Raw genomic sequence first — 18,455 nt, forward strand, 5'->3', positions numbered from 1 at the left:
GTCACCAGCGAATGAGAGGGCAAACCCCCGGAAACCGAACAACTTAGCCATGCTGTTGGGGTGGGTCAATCAACCGGAGTCGGCCCGCCTCCTCTCGGTATGCGGCCCCGCAGCGCGCGCAGCGTGCATCGCCGCCGGCGCCCGGCCGAAGCCGCTCGCCACACTGGCACATCCAACCGACCCGCCGGGCCGGAACGCCCACCATGAGCGCAAACGGCGCCACGTCGGACGCAACGACCGCGCCGGCCCCGATGAAGCAGTACTCGCCCAGCGTGACGCCGCAGACGATCGTGGCATTTGCCCCGATCGAGGCGCCCCGCCGCACCAGCGTCGGGCGGTACTCCGCCTTGCGGGAGACGTGGCTCCGCGGATTCGTCACGTTGGTGAAAACGCAGCTTGGCCCGCAGAACACGTCGTCCTCGAGCGTCACGCCTTCGTAGATCGACACGTTGTTCTGCACTTTCACGTTGTCGCCCAGCCGCGTACCCGGCATCACGACCACGTTCTGGCCGAGGTTGCACCGCGCGCCGATCACGGCACCGGGCATGATGTGGCAGAAGTGCCAGATCTTCGTGCCGGCCCCGATCACCGCGCCGGCGTCGACGTAGGCCGACTCGTGGACGAAGTAGTCGCTCATGCGAGCCCGTTGCTCATGCGAGAGACTCTCCCCAGCGGCCGATGAGCTTCACCTCGCGCTCGAGCGTTACGCCGAACCGCTCGGCGACAGCATCCCGCACCCGGGCGATGAGCGCGCGCACGTCGGCCGCGGTGGCACCACCCGTGTTCACGATGTAGTTGGCGTGCATCGGCGACACCTCGGCGCCACCGACGCGGCATCCCTTGAGCCCCGCCGCCTCGATGAGCTGACCCGCCGTGCGCGGACCGCGCTCGCGGCCCCAGCTCGCGCCATGCGGATTCTGAAACACGCTGCCGCAACACGGCTGGTTGAACGGCGTGCCCTGCTGCCGCCAGCGGAACAGCTCGCTCACCTCCTCCGCCAGTCGGGCCGGGTCCTCGGGGCGGAGCTCCACGACCGTCTCCACCACGACGCGCCCGTCGAGTCCGCTGCGGCGGTACGTGAACGGAATCTCGCCCCGTCCGAGCACGCGCGCGCTGCCGTCCGGCTCGACGACGCTTACCCATTCGACCACATTCGCCCACTCGTCGCCGTGGCAGCCGGCGTTCATGTACACGCCACCGCCCACCGAGCCCGGCACGCCCACGAATCGGTGCAGTCCGGCAAAACCCGCCTCCGCCGTGCGGCGCGCTGCGAGTGGCGCCGGCAGCCCCGCCCCAATGCGCCAGCGGGTGCCCTCCCGGACCAGGGCGTCGAGCCCGCGCCCGATCCGGATGACCAGCGCGTCGAGCCCTTCGTCCGGCAACAGCAGGTTGGAGCCGAGGCCGAGCACGAACCATGGCACGCCCGCCCCTGTCGCAAAGCCGAGTGCCGCGGCGACGTCTTCAGGCGCGGCCGGCAGGAGCACCGTCGCGGGGCCGCCGATCCGGTAGGTGGAGGCGCGTGCAAGACTGTCGCCCTCGCGCACCTCGCCGCGGACCCGGCTGCGGAGCCCCGCCGCGAAGCCGGGGTCGCGCGCGCTCAGCCGGTCCACTCGGCTGACATTTCCCGCGCGAGGGCATGCCACTCCTGGAGCGCGCGCACCTCGCCCGCCCGGCTCCGGAGCGCGATGATCGCGTCGCACGCCGCGGAGGCGGCCGAGAGCGTGGTCGTGTACGGTACCCGGTGTTGGAGCGCAGCGCGCCGGATGGCGTAATCGTCCTGCTGGGTCAGCTTACCGAGCGGGGTGTTGATGAGCAGCTGCATTCCGCCGGACACGATGAGGTCGATCGCGTTCGGCCGGCCCTCATACACTTTGAGCACCCGCTCGACGGGAATGCCGCGGGCGCGCAGATGCCGCGCGGTGCCCTCGGTGCCCAGGATGCGAAACCCGAGCGCGTGGAACCGCCGCACGATCGGCACCACGTTGTTCTTGTCGTGGTCGTTCACGGTGACGAACACCGTGCCCGAGAGCGGCAGCGCCCCGTCGGCCGAGATCTGCGCCTTGGCGAACGCCATGCCGAACGAATCGGCGATGCCCATCACCTCGCCGGTCGACCGCATCTCAGGCCCCAGCACCGAGTCCACGCCCGGCAGCTTGGTGAACGGAAAGACGGCCTCCTTCACGGCGACGTAGGGCTGCAGGAGATCGTCGTGGAGCCCCAGCTCCTCGAGCGTCTTGCCTGTCATGACCGAGGCGGCGAGGCTCGCGAGCGGCACGCCGGTGGCCTTGGAGACGAACGGCACCGTCCGCGAGCCGCGCGGGTTCACTTCCAGCACAAACACGACGCCGTTCTTGATGGCGTACTGCACGTTGATGAGCCCCACGACCCCGAGCCGCTCGGCAAAGGCGCGGGTGTGGCGGCGCATCTCCTCGACCTGTTGGTCGGTGATGAGATAGGGCGGCAGCACGCAGGCGGAATCGCCGGAATGGATGCCCGCGTCCTCGATGTGCTGCATCACGCCGCCGATCACGCAGCGCGTGCCGTCCGCGATCGCGTCCACGTCCGCCTCGAACGCATCCTCCAGGAAGCGGTCGATCAGCACCGGGTGCTCGGGCGCGACGCGGGCCGCACGGGTGAAATACGCGCGGAGCGACGGCTCGTCGTACACGATTTCCATCGCGCGGCCGCCCAGCACGTAGGATGGCCGCACCAGCACCGGATACCCCACGCCTGCGGCAACGGCCGCGGCCTCGTCGGCGGACGTGGCCGTGCCGCTCGGCGGCTGCGCTACGCCCAACTCGCGCGCCAGCGCCTCGAAGCGCCGCCGGTCCTCGGCCGCGTCGATCGCGTCCGGTGAGGTGCCGAGGATGGGCACGCCTTCGCGCTCCAGCGCCTTCGCCAGGCGGAGCGGCGTCTGCCCGCCGAGCTGGACGACGACGCCCACCGGCCGCTCGAGCTGCACGATCTCGAGCACGTCTTCCAGGGTGAGCGGCTCGAAGTAGAGCGCGTCCGAAATGTCGAAGTCGGTCGAGACGGTTTCGGGATTGGAGTTCACCATCACCGTTCGGTAGCCCAGCTCACGAAAGGCGAGCGCGGCGCGCACGCAGCAATAGTCGAACTCGACGCCCTGTCCGATCCGGTTGGGGCCGCTGCCGAGGATGACGACCGTGCGGTCGCCGACCGGCGCCGCTTCGTTCTCGTCGTCGTACGACGAGTAGAGATACGGGGTCGAGGAGGGAAATTCGCCGGCGCAGGTGTCAACGGTCTTGTACGCGGGGCGAATCCCGAGCCGGTGCCGCTCGGCTCGAATTTCGCCTTCTTTGATGCCGGCGAGCTCCGCGAGCTGCCGATCGGAAAAGCCGAGCCGCTTCATCCTGCGGAGGCCGGGCGCCCTCGCCCCGTCGCTCGCCGCCTCGCCGCCCAGGCACCCGGCCGCCCACTCCCGCTCCGCCTCCAGCAGCTCCGCCATCTGATGCAGGAACCAGGGGTCGATCCCGCTCCGCTCCGCGATGGCCGCGACGCCGATACCGGCGGCGAGCGCATGCTTGATCTGGAAGATCCGCTCCGGTGTCGGCGTGCGCAGCGCCGCCAGCAGCGACTCGCGATCGGTGCTCTCCACCCGATCGTCAGCGAGCACCGGCGACACCGCCCACCCGGCGCGGTCGGTCTCGAGCCCGCGCAGCCCCTTCTGCAGCGCCTCCTTGAAGGTCCGCCCGATTGCCATCACCTCGCCGACCGACTTCATCTGGGTGGTGAGCCCGGGATCCGCGCTGGGAAACTTCTCGAAGGCGAATCGGGGGATCTTCACGACGACGTAGTCGAGCACCGGCTCGAACGAGGCCGGCGTGACCTTGGTGATGTCGTTGGGCAGCTCGTCGAGCCGGTACCCCACGGCCACTTTGGTGCCGATGCGGGCGATAGGAAAGCCGGTGGCCTTGGAGGCGAGCGCCGACGAGCGCGATACCCGCGGGTTCATCTCGATGACGAGCTGCTCCCCGGTGGTCGGGTTCACCGCGAACTGGATGTTGCACCCGCCGGCCGCGACGCCGACCTCGCGGATCACCGCGATCGCTGCATCCCGCATCCGCTGGTACTCGCGGTCGGTGAGCGTCATGATAGGCGCCACCGTGATCGAATCGCCGGTGTGCACCCCCATCGCGTCGAGGTTTTCGATCGAGCAGACGATCACGACGTTGTCGGCGCCGTCGCGCATCACCTCCAGCTCGAACTCCTTCCAGCCGATGATGCTCCGCTCCACCAGCACCGAGCCCACCGGCGACAGCTCGAGCCCGCGCCGGATCAACTCCTCGAACTCCTCGCGATTGTACGCGATCCCGCCGCCGGTCCCGCCCAGCGTGAACGAGGGGCGGCAGATGGCCGGGTAGCCGGTGTCGGCCACCGCCTCACGCGCCTCCTCCACGCTCCGCACCACGCGCCCCTCCGGCGTGGCCAGGCCGATCCGCCGCATCGCCGTGGCGAACTCCTGCCGGTCCTCCGCGATCCGGATGGCGCGCTCGTTCGCGCCGATCAGCTCGACGCCGTGGCGCGCGAGCGTGCCGTCTCGGCAGAGCGCCATGGCGACGTTGAGCGCGGTCTGGCCGCCCATGGTCGGCAGCAATGCGTCGGGCTCCTCCCGCTCGATCACTTTGGCCACCCACTCCGGCGTCACCGGCTCGATGTAGGTCCGGTCGGCGAGCTCGGGATCGGTCATGATCGTCGCTGGATTCGAGTTCACCAGGACGACGCGGTAACCCTCTTCCTTGAGCGCGCGCACCGCCTGGGTGCCCGAATAGTCGAATTCGGCGCCCTGCCCGATGATGATGGGGCCGGAGCCGATGAGGAGAATCGTCTGGAGGTCAGTCCGCTTGGGCATCCACCACTCCGCGGAGCGTCTGGTCGAGCGTGAAGCGAGGCATCCAGCCGGTGGCCGCCCGGAGCCGCGCGGGGTCGCCGACGAGATGTTGGATGTCGCCGGCGCGCACAAGCGCCGGGTCGGGCTCGGGTACCACGCTCGCGCCGACGAGCTCGGCGAGCCGTGCGAACACGTCGCCGAGGCGCACGCCGATACCGCTCGCGACGTTGTACGCGGCGCCCGGCTCGCCGCGCGCGAGTAGCGCGACGTACGCCGAGACCACGTCGCGCACGTCGAGCAGATCGCGCACCGGCTCGAGATTCCCGGTGCGGACCGTGCGCGCGCCGCTCGTCCGCGCCGCCTTGAGCCGCGTGACGAAGGCCGGCACCACGAACTGCGCCGATTGCCCGGGTCCGGTGTGCTGGAAGGCGCGGGCGATTACCACCCGGAGCGCGCCGGCGCGCCACGACTCCAGCGCGGCCAGCTCGGCGGCCGCCTTGCTCGCCGCATAGTCCGACACGGGAGCCACCGGATCGCTCTCGCGGCGAGGCTGGGGGTCGCCTGCACCCGTACCGTACACCTCACCGGTGGACACGATGAGCACCAGCGGATCGGATCCCGCGCGTCCCGGCGCATCGCGTCCCGCGCTCACCGCGCGCAGCACACGAACGGTGCCGACCGCGTTGACGATCCAGGCACACGCCGGATTGCGCCGGGCATCGGCCCCCGAACTGACCGCCGCGAGGTGCACCACCGCGTCGAGCGGCCGCGCGACCGCCGCCCGCACCGACGCATCATCGCCCAACTCGAGCGGGATGCCGGTGGCGCGGATTGCCGTCCACTCTTCAGGCGCCCGGCCGTCGGCCCGGTGACACGCGGTGACCTCGTTCCCCTCGCCGGCCAGGTGCCGCACGAGGTGGCGCCCCACGAACCCGTCGGCGCCGGTCACGAGCACCCTCACGCGTGCCTCGCGAGCGGTGCGAGCCGCGCAAGATCGGCGTCCACCATCATCCTGACCAGCGCCTCGAACGACACCGACGGCCGCCAGCCGAGCCGCGCGCAGGCCTTGGTCGGGTCAGCCACGAGGAGATCGACCTCCGCGGGTCGAATGAACCGCTGATCCATGACCACGTGGTCCCGCCAGTCGAGTCCCACGTGACCGAACGCAACCTCGACCAGCTCCCGCACGCTGTGCGCGATGCCCGTGCCCACCACATAGTCCTCGGCCGTGGGCTGCTGCAGCATCCGCCACATGGCCTCGACGTAGTCCCCCGCGAATCCCCAGTCGCGGTACGCATCGAGGTTGCCGAGCCGGAGCTCGCGCGCGAGCCCGAGCTTGATCCGCGCGGCACCGTCGGACACTTTGCGGGTGACGAACTCCATGCCACGCCGCGGCGACTCGTGATTGAAGAGAATGCCGCTCACCGCATAGAGGCCGTACGACTCGCGGTAGTTGACCGTGATCCAGTGCCCGTACACCTTGGCCACGCCATAGGGCGAGCGCGGATGAAACCGCGTCGTCTCCCGCTGCGGCGTCTCGACCGCTTTGCCGAACATCTCTGACGAGCTGGCCTGGTAGAACCGGGCCGCGGGGTGCGCCAGGCGAATCGCCTCGAGGATGCGGGTGACGCCGAGGGCCGTAAACTCGCCGGTGAGGACGGGCTGGGTCCAGGAGGTCGGGACGTATGATTGGGCCGCCAGGTTGTAGACCTCGTCCGGGCGCGTCTCCTGCAGCACAATCGTGAGCGAGTGCTGGTCGAGCAGGTCGGCCGCGACGATTTCCAGCCGGTTGAGCAGATGATCGATGCGCTCATGGCTATGATGGCTCGTCCGGCGCACCACGCCGATGACCCCGTAGCCGCGCGCCAGCAGGAACTCCGCGAGATAGGAGCCGTCCTGACCGGTGATGCCGGTGATCAGCGCGCGCGGCACGGGATTCCGGGCGCGCGGAGTTGTGCGGCGTGTACGGGCGGCGTATACTTCACGGCTTCGTGATTTCCTCGTTCAGCACGATCGTAACGGCTGCATCAGTAAAGGGTTGTCCATGGCTCGAGTCTGTTCCATCTGCGCCAAGCGGCCGGTCACCGGTCACAACGTGAGCCACGCGAAGAATCGGACCACCCGCCGGTGGTACCCGAACTTGCAGACGGTCCGGGTGCTCGTGAACGGCGCGCCGCGCCGGATCCGGGTGTGCACGCAGTGCATCAAGAGTAACCGGATCACCAAGGCTAGCTGACTCGTCGTCGATTCGCCGCTCGTGCGCAGAAAAAAAGGGGACCCGAAGGTCCCCTTCTTCACGTGCGGGACAGCCGCCGTCACTCGCCGACCAGCTCGATCCGGGCGACGTCGGCGCCGTCCCCCGGCCGGTGCCCGAGCTTGAGAATGCGGGTGTAGCCGCCCGGCCGTGCGGCGAACCGCGGCCCGATCTCGGCGAACAGCTTGGCCAGCGTCTCGCGGTCCTTGATGCGCCGCTGCACCAGACGTCGCGCGTGGAGGTCGCCGCGGCGCGCAAGCGTGATGAGTCGCTCGGCGAACGGTCTGAGCTCCTTGGCCTTGGCCTCGGTGGTGACCACCCGGCCGTGCTCGAAGAGGCTCGTCGCCATGTTGTTGAGCATGGCGCGCCGGTGCGTGGCCGTGCGGGAGAGCTGGCGCCCCTTGGCCCGATGCCGCACCTACTCCTCCTCGGCGGCCGGAGCCGGTTGCGGTGTGGGCGGGGTGCCGGGGTCGATCACCCGGAGGTCGCCGTCCGCCTCCTCGAACTTCATGCCGAAGTTCAGGTTTTCCTGCTGCAGGAGATCCGAGATTTCCTGAACCGCCTTCTCGCCCACGTTCTTCACCTTGAGCAGATCATCCTCGGACATCTCGACCAGGTCCTTCAGGGTGCGGATGTTCGAGTTCTTGAGCGAATTGAGCGAGCGCACCGTGAGGCCGAATGCCTCGATAGGGCGGCCGAGCCGCTCACGCAATGTTCCGCCCGTTCCGTCGGCCGATCCGGCGTCCCGCTGCATCGGCACCCGTCCGAATTCGACGAAGTAGCGGAAGTGTTCCTGCGCGAGCGCCGCCGCGTAGGCGATGGCGTCTTCGGGCGAAATCGTGCCGTTGGTCTCGAGGGTGACTGAAAGCCGGTCGTAGTCGGTGCGCTGGCCGACGCGGGTTTCGGCGACCGTGAAGTTGGCGCGGCGGACCGGATTGTAGATCGCGTCGATGCGCACGAGATCCACCGGGAGCGAGCGGTCGGCCGGGTGCAGCTCGGCCTCGACGTAGCCGCGGCCCTTGTTCACGTACAGCTCGCCGCTGATTTCACGGTCGTCCTGGAGCGTGAAGAGGAGGTGATCGGGGTTGACGACCCGCACCGACCCGTGCTCCTGAATGTCGCGGGCGTACACCGGACCGGCACCTTCGCGCTTGATGTGGAGCACCGCTTCGTCCACGTCCTCGGCGAGCACGAGCGTGAGGGCCTTCAGGCGCTGGATGATCTGGTGCACGTCCTCCAGCACGCCCGGCACGGTCTGGTGCTCGTGCACCACGCCGTCGAGGCGGAAGCCCCAGACCGCGCTCCCGCGGAGCGAGGAGAGCAGCAGCCGGCGGAGCGAGTTGCCCAGCGTGTAGCCGAAGCCGCGCTCGAGCGGCTGCAGCCGGAACTCGGCGGCGTTCGGATTGTCGTCCCGCTTGCTCATCTCGACCAGGTGCGGACGCACGAGGCCGGTCAGGTCGATGGTCATGGTCACTTCGAGTACAGCTCGACGATGAGCTGCTCCTGCGCGTTGATGGGAATCGTATCGCGGGTCGGCCGCTCGACCAGCCGGCCGGCCGCGTTGGAAGCGTCGACCGAGATCCACGACACCGGGACGCCGCGGGCCGCATGCTCCTGCGCGGCCTGCACCGCCGTGAGCTCGCGGCTTGCCGGAGCCACCCGCACTTCCTCACCGGGCACGACCCGGTAGGACGGAATGTCGACCCGGCGCCCGTTCACCTCCACGTGCCCGTGGCCGATGAGCTGGCGCGCCGCCTTGCGGCTGGCCGCGAAACCCATCCGGTAGACGATGTTGTCGAGCCGCGTCTCCAGCGCCACGAGAAGGTTTGTGCCCTTGACGCCCGGCTCGCGCGTCACGGCGTCGTAGGTGTTGCGGAACTGGCGCTCGGTGAGCCCATACATGCGCTTCACCTTCTGCTTTTCACGCAACTGCCGTGAATACTCCGAGGCCTTGCGCGGGCGGCCGCTGCCCTGCCCGTGCTGGCCCGGTGGATAGGCGCGGCGGTCCACCGGACACTTCTCGGTGAGGCACTTGGTCCCCTTCAGAAACAGCTTGGTGGCCTCGCGGCGGCAGAGGCGGCAGCTCGAACCCACGTGACGGGACATGGCTCAGACCCGCCGCTTCTTGGGCGGGCGGCACCCATTGTGGGGAATCGGGGTGACGTCGCGGATCGACACGACCCGGAGCCCCACCGACGCGAGCGCCTGGATGGCCGACTCGCGCCCGCTGCCGGGGCCCTGCACCCGCACGTGGACCCGGCGGAGCCCGAGGTTCATGGCCTCGCGCGCACAGTTCTCGGCGGCCACCGTGGCGGCGAACGGCGTCGACTTCTTCGACCCCTTGAAGCCCGCCTTGCCGGCGGAGCCCCAGGCGAGCGCGTTGCCCTTCATGTCGGTGATCGTGATCAGCAGATTGTTGAAGGTGGCCGAGATGTGGGCGATGCCCTCGGACTCGACCACCTTCTTGCTGCGCTTCACGGGCGCCTTGGCCGGCGCGGGCGTCGGATTCGGATTGGTCATCTTACTTCTTGGTCACCTTCTTCTTGCCCGCGATGGCCCGCCGCGGCCCCTTCTTGGTCCGCGCGTTGGTGTGCGTGCGCTGTCCGCGCACCGGCAGCCCGCGCCGATGGCGGATGCCGCGATAGCTGCCGATGTCCATCAGCCGTTTGATGTTCATCGCCACTTCGGTGCGAAGGGCGCCTTCGACCTTGACCGAGCGCTCGATGTACTGGCGGAGCCGCGCCACTTCCGCGTCCGACAGGTCCCGCACACGGGTGTCTGCATTGACGCCGGTCTCGGAGAGGATGCGGCCGCTCGTAGGGCGCCCGACCCCGAAGATATAGGTAAGCGCGATCTCGACGCGCTTCTCGCGTGGCAGGTCCACGCCGGCAATGCGCGCCATGCTCAGCCCTGCCGCTGTTTGTGCTTGGGGTTGCGCTTACAGATGACCCGCACGACACCCTGCCGCTTGATAACCTTGCAGTGCTCGCAAATCGGTTTGACGCTCGAGCGTACCTTCACGCGAATCTTCCTTGGCTTCCGGGGCCGGTTCTGGGCTAGCTGCGAACTTTAACCGGCTCAATGACCTGACGCAAGGGAAACCCGCCATCGAGGCGATCTCACCCGCTCGCCCTGATCTCCGTCAGGACCCACCCCTGATCGCCTTTGCGATAGCCGAGGAGCAGAGTCTGGGTGCGAACGTCCTGGGTGCCGGTGACCCGATAGCGGCGGAGCAGCTCGACGTAGCCCCGGCCGGGCTCCACCTCGCGGGCCGAGCGCACCACCGTCTCGACTTCCTGCACCGAGTTGAAATAGTCGCGGAGGAGCGCCGTCGCCTGCGCCTGCCCGAGCGCGCCGGAGGGGTCGGTGCCGGGCAATTGCACCACGATTCGGGGGGAGCCGGCCACGAGGGCCGGTGCGTCATGATTGAACCAGGCCCGCTGGGCCAACTCGGCCGCGCGGTCGAGACTGTCCGTCTGCGGATGCCCCGCACGCGCGAGCGCCACCAACAGCGCTGCCGTCAGCGCTGCGCGCACACGACCTCCACGGTGGACACGCGAAGCGCCCGATCTCGAACTTGGGGACGCTGGCCAGGCGAGCCCGCTCGATAATTCATGGACCTCCCGGGTTGGATCGCGGCTTCGCGGCGCGCCCCTGCACGAACGGGGCCCGACGGATCCCTCACATCACACCGGCTTCAAGATCGCGTACCACCCGCTCGGGCAGGCGCGGGTCCGCGAGCGCCGCCGTGCCGATCTCAACGAGCATCGCTCCCGCGCGCAGGTATTGGCGCACGTCCGTGGCGCTCCGGATGCCACCCACGCCGATTACCGGAATGCCGCCGGTCCGCTCGAGCACGCGCTGAACGGCGAGGAGGCCGATCGGCAGCAGCGCTGGCCCGCTCACGCCGCCGCTTCCGGCGCCGAGTTTCGGCACGGCTCGACCGCCGGAGAGGAAGCCGGGCATGGTGTTCACCACCGTGAGCGCATCGGCACCAGCATCGCGCGCGACCAGCGCCATCCCCCCTATGTCCGGGAGCACGGGTGAGAGCTTGGCGACGAGCGGTAGCCGGGTCCGTGCGCGGCAGCTCGAGACGATGCGCGCCACGCATTCGCGGTCGGCGCCGAACTCGATCCCGCCGGCACTCGTGTTGGGGCAGGAGAGGTTGAGCTCGAAAGCGGTGATGCCAACCATGCCGTCGAGGCCGCCGACGACCTCCGCATACTCGCCGACCCGGAAGCCGACTACGTTGACGAGGATCCGCGCCCGGGCGAGCCGGCGCGTGAGCCACGCCAGCTCGACCTCGCGCACGTGGATGAGCCCCGGATTGGCGAGCCCGACGGAGTTGAGCATGCCACCGCGGAACTCAGCGACCCTGGGCGGCGCGTTGCCCTTCCGCGGTTCGAGCGAGACGGCCTTGGTGACGATCCCGCCGAGTCGATCCAGGTCCATAACTCCATCGAGCTCGCAGCCAAACCCCGCGGTCCCGGAGGCGAGCAGCACGGGATTCTGGAAGCGCTGGCCGAGGACCTCGCGGGCGAGATCGCGCGGCGCCACTAGCGGGCCCGGCCGGAGTCCGCCGTCGCATCGGTCTTGCGCTCGTACTCCAGCAGATATTTCACGATCGAATCCGCGATGGAGCCGGCGATAGCCCGCTGGCCGGCCGTCGAGGTGATGTACCGGCTGTCGTCGCGGTTGGTGCTGTAGCCGATCTCGACCAGGATTGCCGGCCGCCGCGCGGTCGTCAGCACCATGAACCCGGCCTGCTTCACGCCGAGATCGGGCCCCGGATGGACCCGGCCGAGTCCGCCGTCCACCAGCTCGGCCAGGCGGGCCGACTCCCGCAGATGCTCGTTGAGCTGCAAGTCCTTGAGGATGAAGTCGAGGCCGCCGGTGGGCGGCAGCTCCTCCGGCACGCTCTCGAACCGCACCGCGTCGTTCTCCATCCGCGCCACGCGCGCGGCATCTTCGGTCTTGGCCTCGGCAAGGAAGTAGGTCTCGAACCCGCGCACGTCGGTGAAGCCGCGCCGCCGCGGCAACGAGTTCACGTGCACGCTCACGAACAGGTCGCAGCTTTCCGTGCAGTAGCCGCCGCGGTCACCGAGCGCAATGAGCGTGTCGGTCGTGCGGGTCATGCGCACGTTGATACCGCGCTTGCGGAGCTCGTCCCGGAGCAACAGCGATACTCGAAGTGTTACGTCTTTCTCCTTGAGTCCCCCGGGAAAAAACATTCCGGGGTTTCCCGGATCCACTCCGCCGTGCCCCGCATCGACGGTGATGAGGTGGCCCGGCCGCAAGCCGTTCGGCAATCGCGCCTCGCGCGGGGCGGCCGGCGGGTCGGGCGGCGCCTCGATCAGGCGTCCGGCGGCGCGGTCGTATCGGTATCGATCCGCGAGGTACGTGGGAAGTACCTCGGCGACGAACTGGAATGGGAGAAAGACAGTGTCGCGGGTGATGGAGACCGGACCGGCGAGCATCTGAAGCTTCTCGTTGAATCGGTAGAGCGGCGCGCCGAGCAGGAAGCGGAACCCCTGCTGCGCGACGCTCACTTCGGCCCATTCGCCGAGGACGGTGATCGTCCCTCCGAGCGCCGCGATGAGCGGCGGGGCGGCGACGACCGGCGCTCCCCCCCCATCCAGCTGCACGGCGATGCGCCGCTCCCCGCGCGGCGTGCTCACGGTGAGCGCACGCGGCGGCGCGCCAGCGGAGGCTGGATCGGGCAATGAAGCAGGTGCGGAAGCGAGCACGGACGCCAACGCGAGCGCGAGGATCATCGCCGCCCCTTCACCGACATGGCACGCGCCGCCTCGCGCTCGGCGAGGCGGCGCTTCAGGGCTTCGCGTTTGTCGTGTAGCTGTTTGCCTCGGCCGAGCGCCAGCGCGACCTTGGCGTGTCCCTTCTTGAAGTAGAGCTCGAGCGGCACCAGGGTGAGCCCGCGCTGCTCGACCGCGCCCACCATGCGCTCGATCTCGCGGCGGTGCAGGAGAAGCTTCCGGGAGCGCACCGGCTCGTGATTGTACCGGTTGCCCTGTTCGTACGGCGTGATGTTCATCCCCTCCAGCCAGACCTCACCGTTGCGGACCCGGGCGTACGCTTCCTTGATCGACGCTTTCCCGTTCCGGAGCGATTTGACCTCGGTGCCGGTCAGCACGACGCCCGCCTCCCAAGTCTCGAGGACATGGTAGTCGTGGGCTGCTTTCGGATTGCGGGCGACCGACTGCCGGGACTCGGCAGGGGGCGGAGATTTTTGGGCCACGAGCCTCGGAATTTAGCAAATGATAGGCCAGCGGAGGCCGGCTGGTCAACCGCTTACTTGACGCCAACCCTGCGCCGTAACTAGGTTTGCGCGCTTCGCCGAAGTGGTGGAACTGGTAGACGCGCTGCGTTCAGGGCGCAGTGGGCGCAAGCCCGTGCGGGTTCGAGTCCCGCCTTCGGCATGGGCGGTAGAGGCGGTAAGGATGGTGAAGGCGGTAAGGACTCGGCCGGCGCAGTTCTTACCGCCTTTACCATCCTTACCGCCTCTACCGCCTTTCAGTATCGCTTCAGCGATGCATCCACTTGCTGCGCCCATTCATCTATTCCCCCGCTCAGCGTCCTCACCTGCGTGAACCCTGCCGCCTCGAGAAGCTGGCGGGCTTTCTCGGCACGGGCGCCGTGGTGGCAGATGGTGACGAGGTCGGCGCGGGGGTCGATCTCGCGAAGCCGGTCGGGGAGTTGGCCGAGGGGGAGGGGCATTGCGCCCGCGATGTGGGCGATCTCCCACTCCCATGGTTCGCGCACGTCGAGCAGGACGAGCGGCATATCGGTGGCCCGGTTGCCTGCCAACTCCTGCGCGAGCGCGCGCGACGTCACTGCGTCCGCGCCGGCGCGATCCGCGGTGACACCGCAGAATGCCGCGTAGTCAATCGGCTCGGTGATCGTGGGGTGCTCGCCGCACACCGGGCACTCGGGGTCCTTCGATACGCGCAGCTCGCGAAAGCGCACCCGCAGGGCATCGAAGAGCAGCAGTCGACCTACCAGAGATTCTCCGACGCCGGTCACCCACTTGATGGCCTCGAGAGCCTGCAGGCTGCCGACGATGCCGGGCAGCACGCCGAGCACACCGCCCTCGGCGCAGTTCGGCACCAGCTCGGGCGGCGGGGGCTCAGCATACAGGCAGCGGTAGCACGGGCCTTCCGGCGCGTAGAACACCGACGCCTGCCCCTCGAAGCGAAGGATGCTGCCGTAAACGAGCGGCTTGCCGAGCCAGACGCAGATGTCGTTGACGAGGTATCGGGTGGGGAAATTGTCGGTGCCATCCACGACGATGTCGTAGTCACCGAGGATCGCGCGCGCATTGGCCGCCGAGAGCCGCTGCTCGATGGGCACGACGCGAACGCCGGGGTTGAGATCGGCGATGCGCTCGGCCGCGGAGGCGACCTTGGGCCGGCCGATCGCGCTGGTACCGTGGAGAACCTGCCGCTGGAGGTTGGTGAGATCGACGCGATCGAAGTCGATGAGCCCGAGGGTGCCGACGCCGGCGGCGGCCAGATACAGGGCCGCCGGCGACCCGAGTCCGCCGGCCCCGATGAGAAGTACGCGAGCGGCCGCGAGTCGTTCCTGACCTCCGCGGCCGATCTCGGGCAGCATCAGGTGCCGGGCGTACCGGACGAGCTCATCAGCGGATAGCGCACCCACGGGTCGATGCTTACACCGACGAGGTGATGCTCACCAGCTCCTGCACCTGCACCTCATCCTTCATCAGGTCGGCGAGCGAGATGCTGCCGAGCAGCTCGTCGACGCGCTGCTGCAGGGCAATCCATACGGGGCGAATGCTGCACGAGGTAGCCGGACTGCACCGCTCGGCCGCCACCGGGTGAGCCTCGCAGTTGACCTCGAAGGTCTGGTGCTCGGACGCCGTCATGACATCGCGGACCGAAATCGCGACCGGGCTCCGCGCCAGGTAGTACCCGCCCTTGGCGCCTCGCACGCTCTCGACGAGCCCTGCGCGGCGAAGGCGCAGCAGGATCTGCTCGACGTAGTCCGCCGGGAGCCGTTCCGCATCGGCCAGCTCGCGCGCGGCCACGGGGCCGGTGCCGCTCCGGCCTCGGCGGGCGAGATGCAACGAGATGATGAGGCTGTACTCGGTCCAGGTGGTGACCCGCATCCCGCAATATCGCTCCGGGCCGAGGCGGCTACAAGCGCGCGCCCCGATGACCGGCCGTCAGTGGCTATTTCTGCTTGTCGGCCGCGGTCCAGCGAGCGACCTCCTGTGCTGTCATCGTGCCGTAGGGGCGGATCCGGCCATCGCGGTACTCGCCGCCGAGCACGTCACCGAGATACTGCGACCAGGAGAGCAGCGTACCGTTGCAGACGGGCGAGGTCGAATCCGGCGCCGCCGTCTCGGCGAGGAGACGGCTCACCAATTCCTCGACGACCCACGCCGGCACCCGCGAACGGTTGGACGGGTAGATGAACCCGAAGAGCACGAGGTGGCTCAGCAGCACGCGCCAGTACTGCCCGAAGCGCTCGATGAGCCGGCCCCAGTCGAGGCTCTGGCCATGGGCCTGGAGAATGTGCGCGATGTCGGCCCCGTCGTAGCGCTCGCGCTCCATGACGAACGCCTTGGACCAGATGCTTTCCTCGAGCGGCGCAAGCTTGATCGTGAGGCCAAGCAGCTCGATTTCTCGGGCGTGCGCGAACCACCCATCGTCCACCGTGGCGATGCCGTTGCCCGAGCTGAAGATCACGTCGATGAAACCCTCGGCCGAGCGGATCTTTGCGAGCCAGTGGGAGAAGACGAGATCGGCCTCATAGCCGGCCTTGCGGCAGGTCTCGAGCACGCGCGGCACATCGACGGGACGGACGAAGATGTCGAGGTCCTTGGTCGACTTGTCGATCCCGGTCTGATGCACGAATGCGAACGCGCCGCCCAGGAGGAACGGGATGCGGGCCCGGGCCAGCAGGTCGAGTGCGTCCCGGTAGAACGAGTGCGACGGCGTCTCCACACCGGCCTGCGTCGTCGAGGCGAGCGTCATCCGGGCCTCCCTGAGCACCGGAGGACGATACCGGCCACCGGGTTCCGAGGTTGTGCCGGGGATCACCGCCCGCGCGGTCGGGAATCGGCTTCCTTCATCCGATGACCACCCCAGAGCGCCGGAGCCTCCGTCTCGCTGCCGTCGGCGATCTCCACTACGGCCGCGTGGGCGGCGGCCCGCTGCAGATGCTGCTCGACGCCGTCGCGGGCCAGGCAGACGTGCTCGCCATCTGCGGCGACCTCACCGACACCGGGCATCCCGACGAAGCGCGGGCGCTCGCCCGTGAGCTGGCGGGTGCCAAGGTGCCGATTGTCGCCGTGCTCGGGAACCACGACTACGAGTCGGGCCGCACCGGCGAGCTGGTGGAGATCTTCGCGGACTCCGGCGTCACGGTGCTCGATGGGACCGCGAGCGTGCTGCTCGGCGTCGGGTTCGCGGGCGTGAAGGGATTTGCGGGCGGCTTTGGGCGGCGGGCGCTCGGCCCGTGGGGTGAGCCGGCGATCAAGCTCTTCGTGCGCGAGGCGCTCGACGAAGCGCTCAAGCTGGAGACCGCGCTGGCGCGGCTCGACACACCGCGACGCGTGGTGCTGATGCACTACTCACCGATCCAGGCCACCGTCGAGGGCGAGCCGCTGGAGATCTATCCGTATCTCGGGTCGAGCCGGCTGGAGGAGCCCCTCGGGCGCTATCCGGTGGATGCGGTGTTTCACGGCCACGCGCACCACGGCACGCCCGAGGGGCGGACCAGGGCCGGCGTGCCGGTCTACAACGTCTCACTCGCGCTGTTGCAGCGGATCCGGCCGGGCCAGCCGCCGTTCCGCGTTCTCGAGCTGCCGCGCCGAATCGACGGCCCGCCCGACGGGCTTCGCGCGTAGCACCGCGGCGAGGGCGCCGGCGCGGTTCAGCCGCCGGCTGGTACCCGGCCCCCGCCCGGCACGCCGAGCTCGGTCATGGCGCGGAGGTCGAGTACCTGCTCGAGCCTCGCGCCATCGAGCATGTGCTTCTGCATCAGCAACTGCTTCACCGTGAGGCCGGTCGCGAGCGCTTCCTTGGCGAGCTTGGCCGCTTCCGCATAGCCGATCTCGGGCGCGAGCGCGGTGACGAGCGCCGGGCTCCGCTCGAGCCAGTAGGCGCACTGGGCCTCGTCGGCCTGGATCCCCTCGACGCAGCGTTCGGCCAGCACACGCGTCGCGTTGCCCACGATGCTCATCGCGAAGATCAGGTTGTGCGCCATCACCGGCATCATCACGTTGAGCTCGAGCTGCCCCGCGTCGGATGCCATCGCAACGGTGCAATCGAGGCCAAGCGCCTGAAAGCAGACCTGGTTCACCATTTCCGCGATCGACGGGTTCACCTTTCCCGGCATGATGCTCGACCCGGGCTGCACCGCCGGCAGCACGATTTCCGCGAGACCTGTGCGCGGCCCTGAGGCGAGCAGGCGAATGTCGTTGGCGATCCTCTGCAGGTCGAGGACGTAGGCGCGCAGCGCGCCGCTCATGGTGGCGACGTCGCCCATGCTTTGCATCAACTGGATGCGGTCGCGCCCCTCCGTGAGCTCGAGCCCCGAGACCTGCCGCAGATGCTCGACCATGCGGCGCGGGTAGCTCTCCTCCGCGTTGATGCCGGTGCCCACAGCCGTCCCGCCGATCCCGAGTTCGCGGAGCCAGTCGGCCGCCTGCGCGAGCTTCGTTCGGTGGCGGCCAACGGTGTGTCCGTACGCGCGAAACTCCTGACCCAGGCGAATCGGCGTTGCGTCCTGCAGATGGGTGCGGCCCGATTTCACGATGTGGTCGAACTCGTCGCCCTTCTCCGCGAACGCCTGAGCCAGCCGGTCGAGCGCGGCGAGCAGCGCGGGCAGCGTCGCAAGCGCCGCGAGCCGCATGGCCGTGGGAATCACGTCGTTGGTGCTCTGTGCCATGTTGACGTGATCGTTCGGGTGCACCGGCGCATAACTGCCGCGCGTCCCGCCGAGCAGCTCGTTGGCCCGGTTGGCGAGGACTTCATTTACGTTCATGTTGTGGCTGGTGCCGGCGCCCGCCTGATACACGTCGACGACGAACTGATCGCGATGCTTCCCGCCGAGCACTTCGTCGGCGGCGCGCACGATGGCCTCGGCGAGCCGGGGCTCGAGCCGGCCGGTGTCGCGATGCGTGAGCGCGGCCGAGCGCTTGATCCAGACCACCGCGTCGACGAACGCCGGGAGCGGCCGCAGGCCGGAAATCGGAAAATTCTCGACGGCGCGCTGGGTCTGGATGCCGTACAGCGCGTCGGCGGGCACGGCCTTCTCGCCGAGGGGATCGCGTTCGATGCGGGTGGCGGTCATGGACGTTCG

Annotated in this window: 21 protein-coding genes and 1 tRNA gene; 3 read left to right on the plus strand and 19 right to left on the minus strand. The window is 69.0% G+C overall.

The features are described 5' to 3' along the window. Nucleotides 1–43: 43 nt before the first annotated feature. Genes VFW66_05945 through gmd form a run of 5 tightly spaced genes read right to left on the minus strand, consistent with a single transcriptional unit; the run spans nt 44 to nt 6,784 of the window. The gene (locus tag VFW66_05945) at nt 44–637 is read right to left on the minus strand and encodes an acyltransferase (protein ID HEX5386218.1); all 594 of its coding nucleotides are present in this window, start codon (nt 635–637) and stop codon (nt 44–46) included. Nucleotides 638–650: 13 nt separating this feature from the next. Next, complete coding sequence (gene murB, locus VFW66_05950; GenBank protein HEX5386219.1) at nt 651–1,610, minus strand: UDP-N-acetylmuramate dehydrogenase; 960 nt, start codon at nt 1,608–1,610, stop codon at nt 651–653. Further along, entirely contained in the window at nt 1,598–4,873 is a 3,276-nt protein-coding gene (carB, locus tag VFW66_05955) for a carbamoyl-phosphate synthase large subunit (GenBank protein ID HEX5386220.1), read from the minus strand. Before carB ends, murB begins: the two co-directional genes overlap by 13 nt. Then, the gene (locus VFW66_05960) at nt 4,857–5,813 is read right to left on the minus strand and encodes an NAD-dependent epimerase/dehydratase family protein (protein ID HEX5386221.1); all 957 of its coding nucleotides are present in this window, start codon (nt 5,811–5,813) and stop codon (nt 4,857–4,859) included. The genes carB and VFW66_05960 overlap by 17 nt, the downstream gene beginning before the upstream one ends. Then, nucleotides 5,810–6,784 (minus strand): GDP-mannose 4,6-dehydratase, encoded by a 975-nt coding sequence (gene gmd / locus VFW66_05965; protein ID HEX5386222.1) that lies wholly within the window; start codon nt 6,782–6,784, stop codon nt 5,810–5,812. The genes VFW66_05960 and gmd overlap by 4 nt, the downstream gene beginning before the upstream one ends. 112 nt (nt 6,785–6,896) lie before the next feature. On the opposite strand from gmd, the gene rpmB reads away from it, so the two are divergent. Next, nucleotides 6,897–7,088 (plus strand): 50S ribosomal protein L28, encoded by a 192-nt coding sequence (rpmB, locus tag VFW66_05970; GenBank protein ID HEX5386223.1) that lies wholly within the window; start codon nt 6,897–6,899, stop codon nt 7,086–7,088. Between the two features lie 79 nt (nt 7,089–7,167). Here the strand turns inward: rpmB and rplQ are convergent, their stop codons facing one another. The 10 genes from rplQ to smpB form a co-directional block, all read right to left on the minus strand. Then, entirely contained in the window at nt 7,168–7,524 is a 357-nt protein-coding gene (gene rplQ / locus VFW66_05975) for a 50S ribosomal protein L17 (GenBank protein HEX5386224.1), read from the minus strand. Then, a complete protein-coding gene (locus tag VFW66_05980; GenBank protein HEX5386225.1) occupies nt 7,525–8,574 on the minus strand; it encodes a DNA-directed RNA polymerase subunit alpha in 1,050 nt (349 codons plus the stop codon). 2 nt (nt 8,575–8,576) lie between these two features. Beyond that, complete coding sequence (gene rpsD / locus VFW66_05985; protein ID HEX5386226.1) at nt 8,577–9,212, minus strand: 30S ribosomal protein S4; 636 nt, start codon at nt 9,210–9,212, stop codon at nt 8,577–8,579. A 3-nt stretch (nt 9,213–9,215) separates the two neighbouring features. Then, complete coding sequence (rpsK, locus tag VFW66_05990; protein HEX5386227.1) at nt 9,216–9,626, minus strand: 30S ribosomal protein S11; 411 nt, start codon at nt 9,624–9,626, stop codon at nt 9,216–9,218. A gap of 1 nt (nt 9,627) precedes the next feature. Beyond that, nucleotides 9,628–10,008 (minus strand): 30S ribosomal protein S13, encoded by a 381-nt coding sequence (gene rpsM / locus VFW66_05995; protein ID HEX5386228.1) that lies wholly within the window; start codon nt 10,006–10,008, stop codon nt 9,628–9,630. Nucleotides 10,009–10,010: 2 nt separating this feature from the next. Beyond that, on the minus strand, nt 10,011–10,127 hold the full coding sequence (rpmJ, locus tag VFW66_06000) for a 50S ribosomal protein L36 (protein HEX5386229.1): 117 nt from the start codon (nt 10,125–10,127) through the stop codon (nt 10,011–10,013). A 98-nt stretch (nt 10,128–10,225) separates the two neighbouring features. Then, nucleotides 10,226–10,642 (minus strand): hypothetical protein, encoded by a 417-nt coding sequence (locus VFW66_06005; protein ID HEX5386230.1) that lies wholly within the window; start codon nt 10,640–10,642, stop codon nt 10,226–10,228. A 145-nt stretch (nt 10,643–10,787) separates the two neighbouring features. Beyond that, nucleotides 10,788–11,663 (minus strand): dihydroorotate dehydrogenase, encoded by an 876-nt coding sequence (locus tag VFW66_06010; GenBank protein HEX5386231.1) that lies wholly within the window; start codon nt 11,661–11,663, stop codon nt 10,788–10,790. Further along, nucleotides 11,663–12,784, minus strand: a complete 1,122-nt coding sequence (locus VFW66_06015) for an N-acetylmuramoyl-L-alanine amidase (GenBank protein ID HEX5386232.1) — start codon at nt 12,782–12,784, stop codon at nt 11,663–11,665. Before VFW66_06015 ends, VFW66_06010 begins: the two co-directional genes overlap by 1 nt. Nucleotides 12,785–12,876: 92 nt before the next feature. Next, nucleotides 12,877–13,362, minus strand: a complete 486-nt coding sequence (gene smpB, locus VFW66_06020; protein ID HEX5386233.1) for an SsrA-binding protein SmpB — start codon at nt 13,360–13,362, stop codon at nt 12,877–12,879. 97 nt (nt 13,363–13,459) lie between these two features. On the opposite strand from smpB, the gene VFW66_06025 reads away from it, so the two are divergent. Further along, a tRNA-Leu gene (locus tag VFW66_06025) sits at nt 13,460–13,543 on the plus strand. 94 nt (nt 13,544–13,637) lie between these two features. Here the strand turns inward: VFW66_06025 and moeB are convergent. The 3 genes from moeB to VFW66_06040 all read right to left on the minus strand — a co-directional run bounded on the left by moeB (nt 13,638) and on the right by VFW66_06040 (nt 16,123). Further along, nucleotides 13,638–14,783: a molybdopterin-synthase adenylyltransferase MoeB gene (gene moeB, locus VFW66_06030; protein ID HEX5386234.1), complete on the minus strand. Its 1,146-nt coding sequence runs from the start codon at nt 14,781–14,783 to the stop codon at nt 13,638–13,640. Nucleotides 14,784–14,793: 10 nt separating this feature from the next. Then, the gene (locus tag VFW66_06035; GenBank protein ID HEX5386235.1) at nt 14,794–15,252 is read right to left on the minus strand and encodes an Rrf2 family transcriptional regulator; all 459 of its coding nucleotides are present in this window, start codon (nt 15,250–15,252) and stop codon (nt 14,794–14,796) included. Nucleotides 15,253–15,316: 64 nt separating this feature from the next. Next, entirely contained in the window at nt 15,317–16,123 is an 807-nt protein-coding gene (locus VFW66_06040) for a hypothetical protein (GenBank protein HEX5386236.1), read from the minus strand. Between the two features lie 101 nt (nt 16,124–16,224). On the opposite strand from VFW66_06040, the gene VFW66_06045 reads away from it, so the two are divergent. Continuing rightward, on the plus strand, nt 16,225–16,998 hold the full coding sequence (locus tag VFW66_06045) for a metallophosphoesterase (GenBank protein ID HEX5386237.1): 774 nt from the start codon (nt 16,225–16,227) through the stop codon (nt 16,996–16,998). A 26-nt stretch (nt 16,999–17,024) separates the two neighbouring features. Here VFW66_06045 and VFW66_06050 read toward each other — a convergent pair whose 3' ends face one another. Then, nucleotides 17,025–18,446: an aspartate ammonia-lyase gene (locus VFW66_06050; GenBank protein ID HEX5386238.1), complete on the minus strand. Its 1,422-nt coding sequence runs from the start codon at nt 18,444–18,446 to the stop codon at nt 17,025–17,027. Nucleotides 18,447–18,455 lie beyond the last annotated feature (9 nt).

The sequence above is a fragment of the Gemmatimonadales bacterium genome (assembly GCA_036279355.1).
Lineage (GTDB): Bacteria > Gemmatimonadota > Gemmatimonadetes > Gemmatimonadales > GWC2-71-9 > DASQPE01.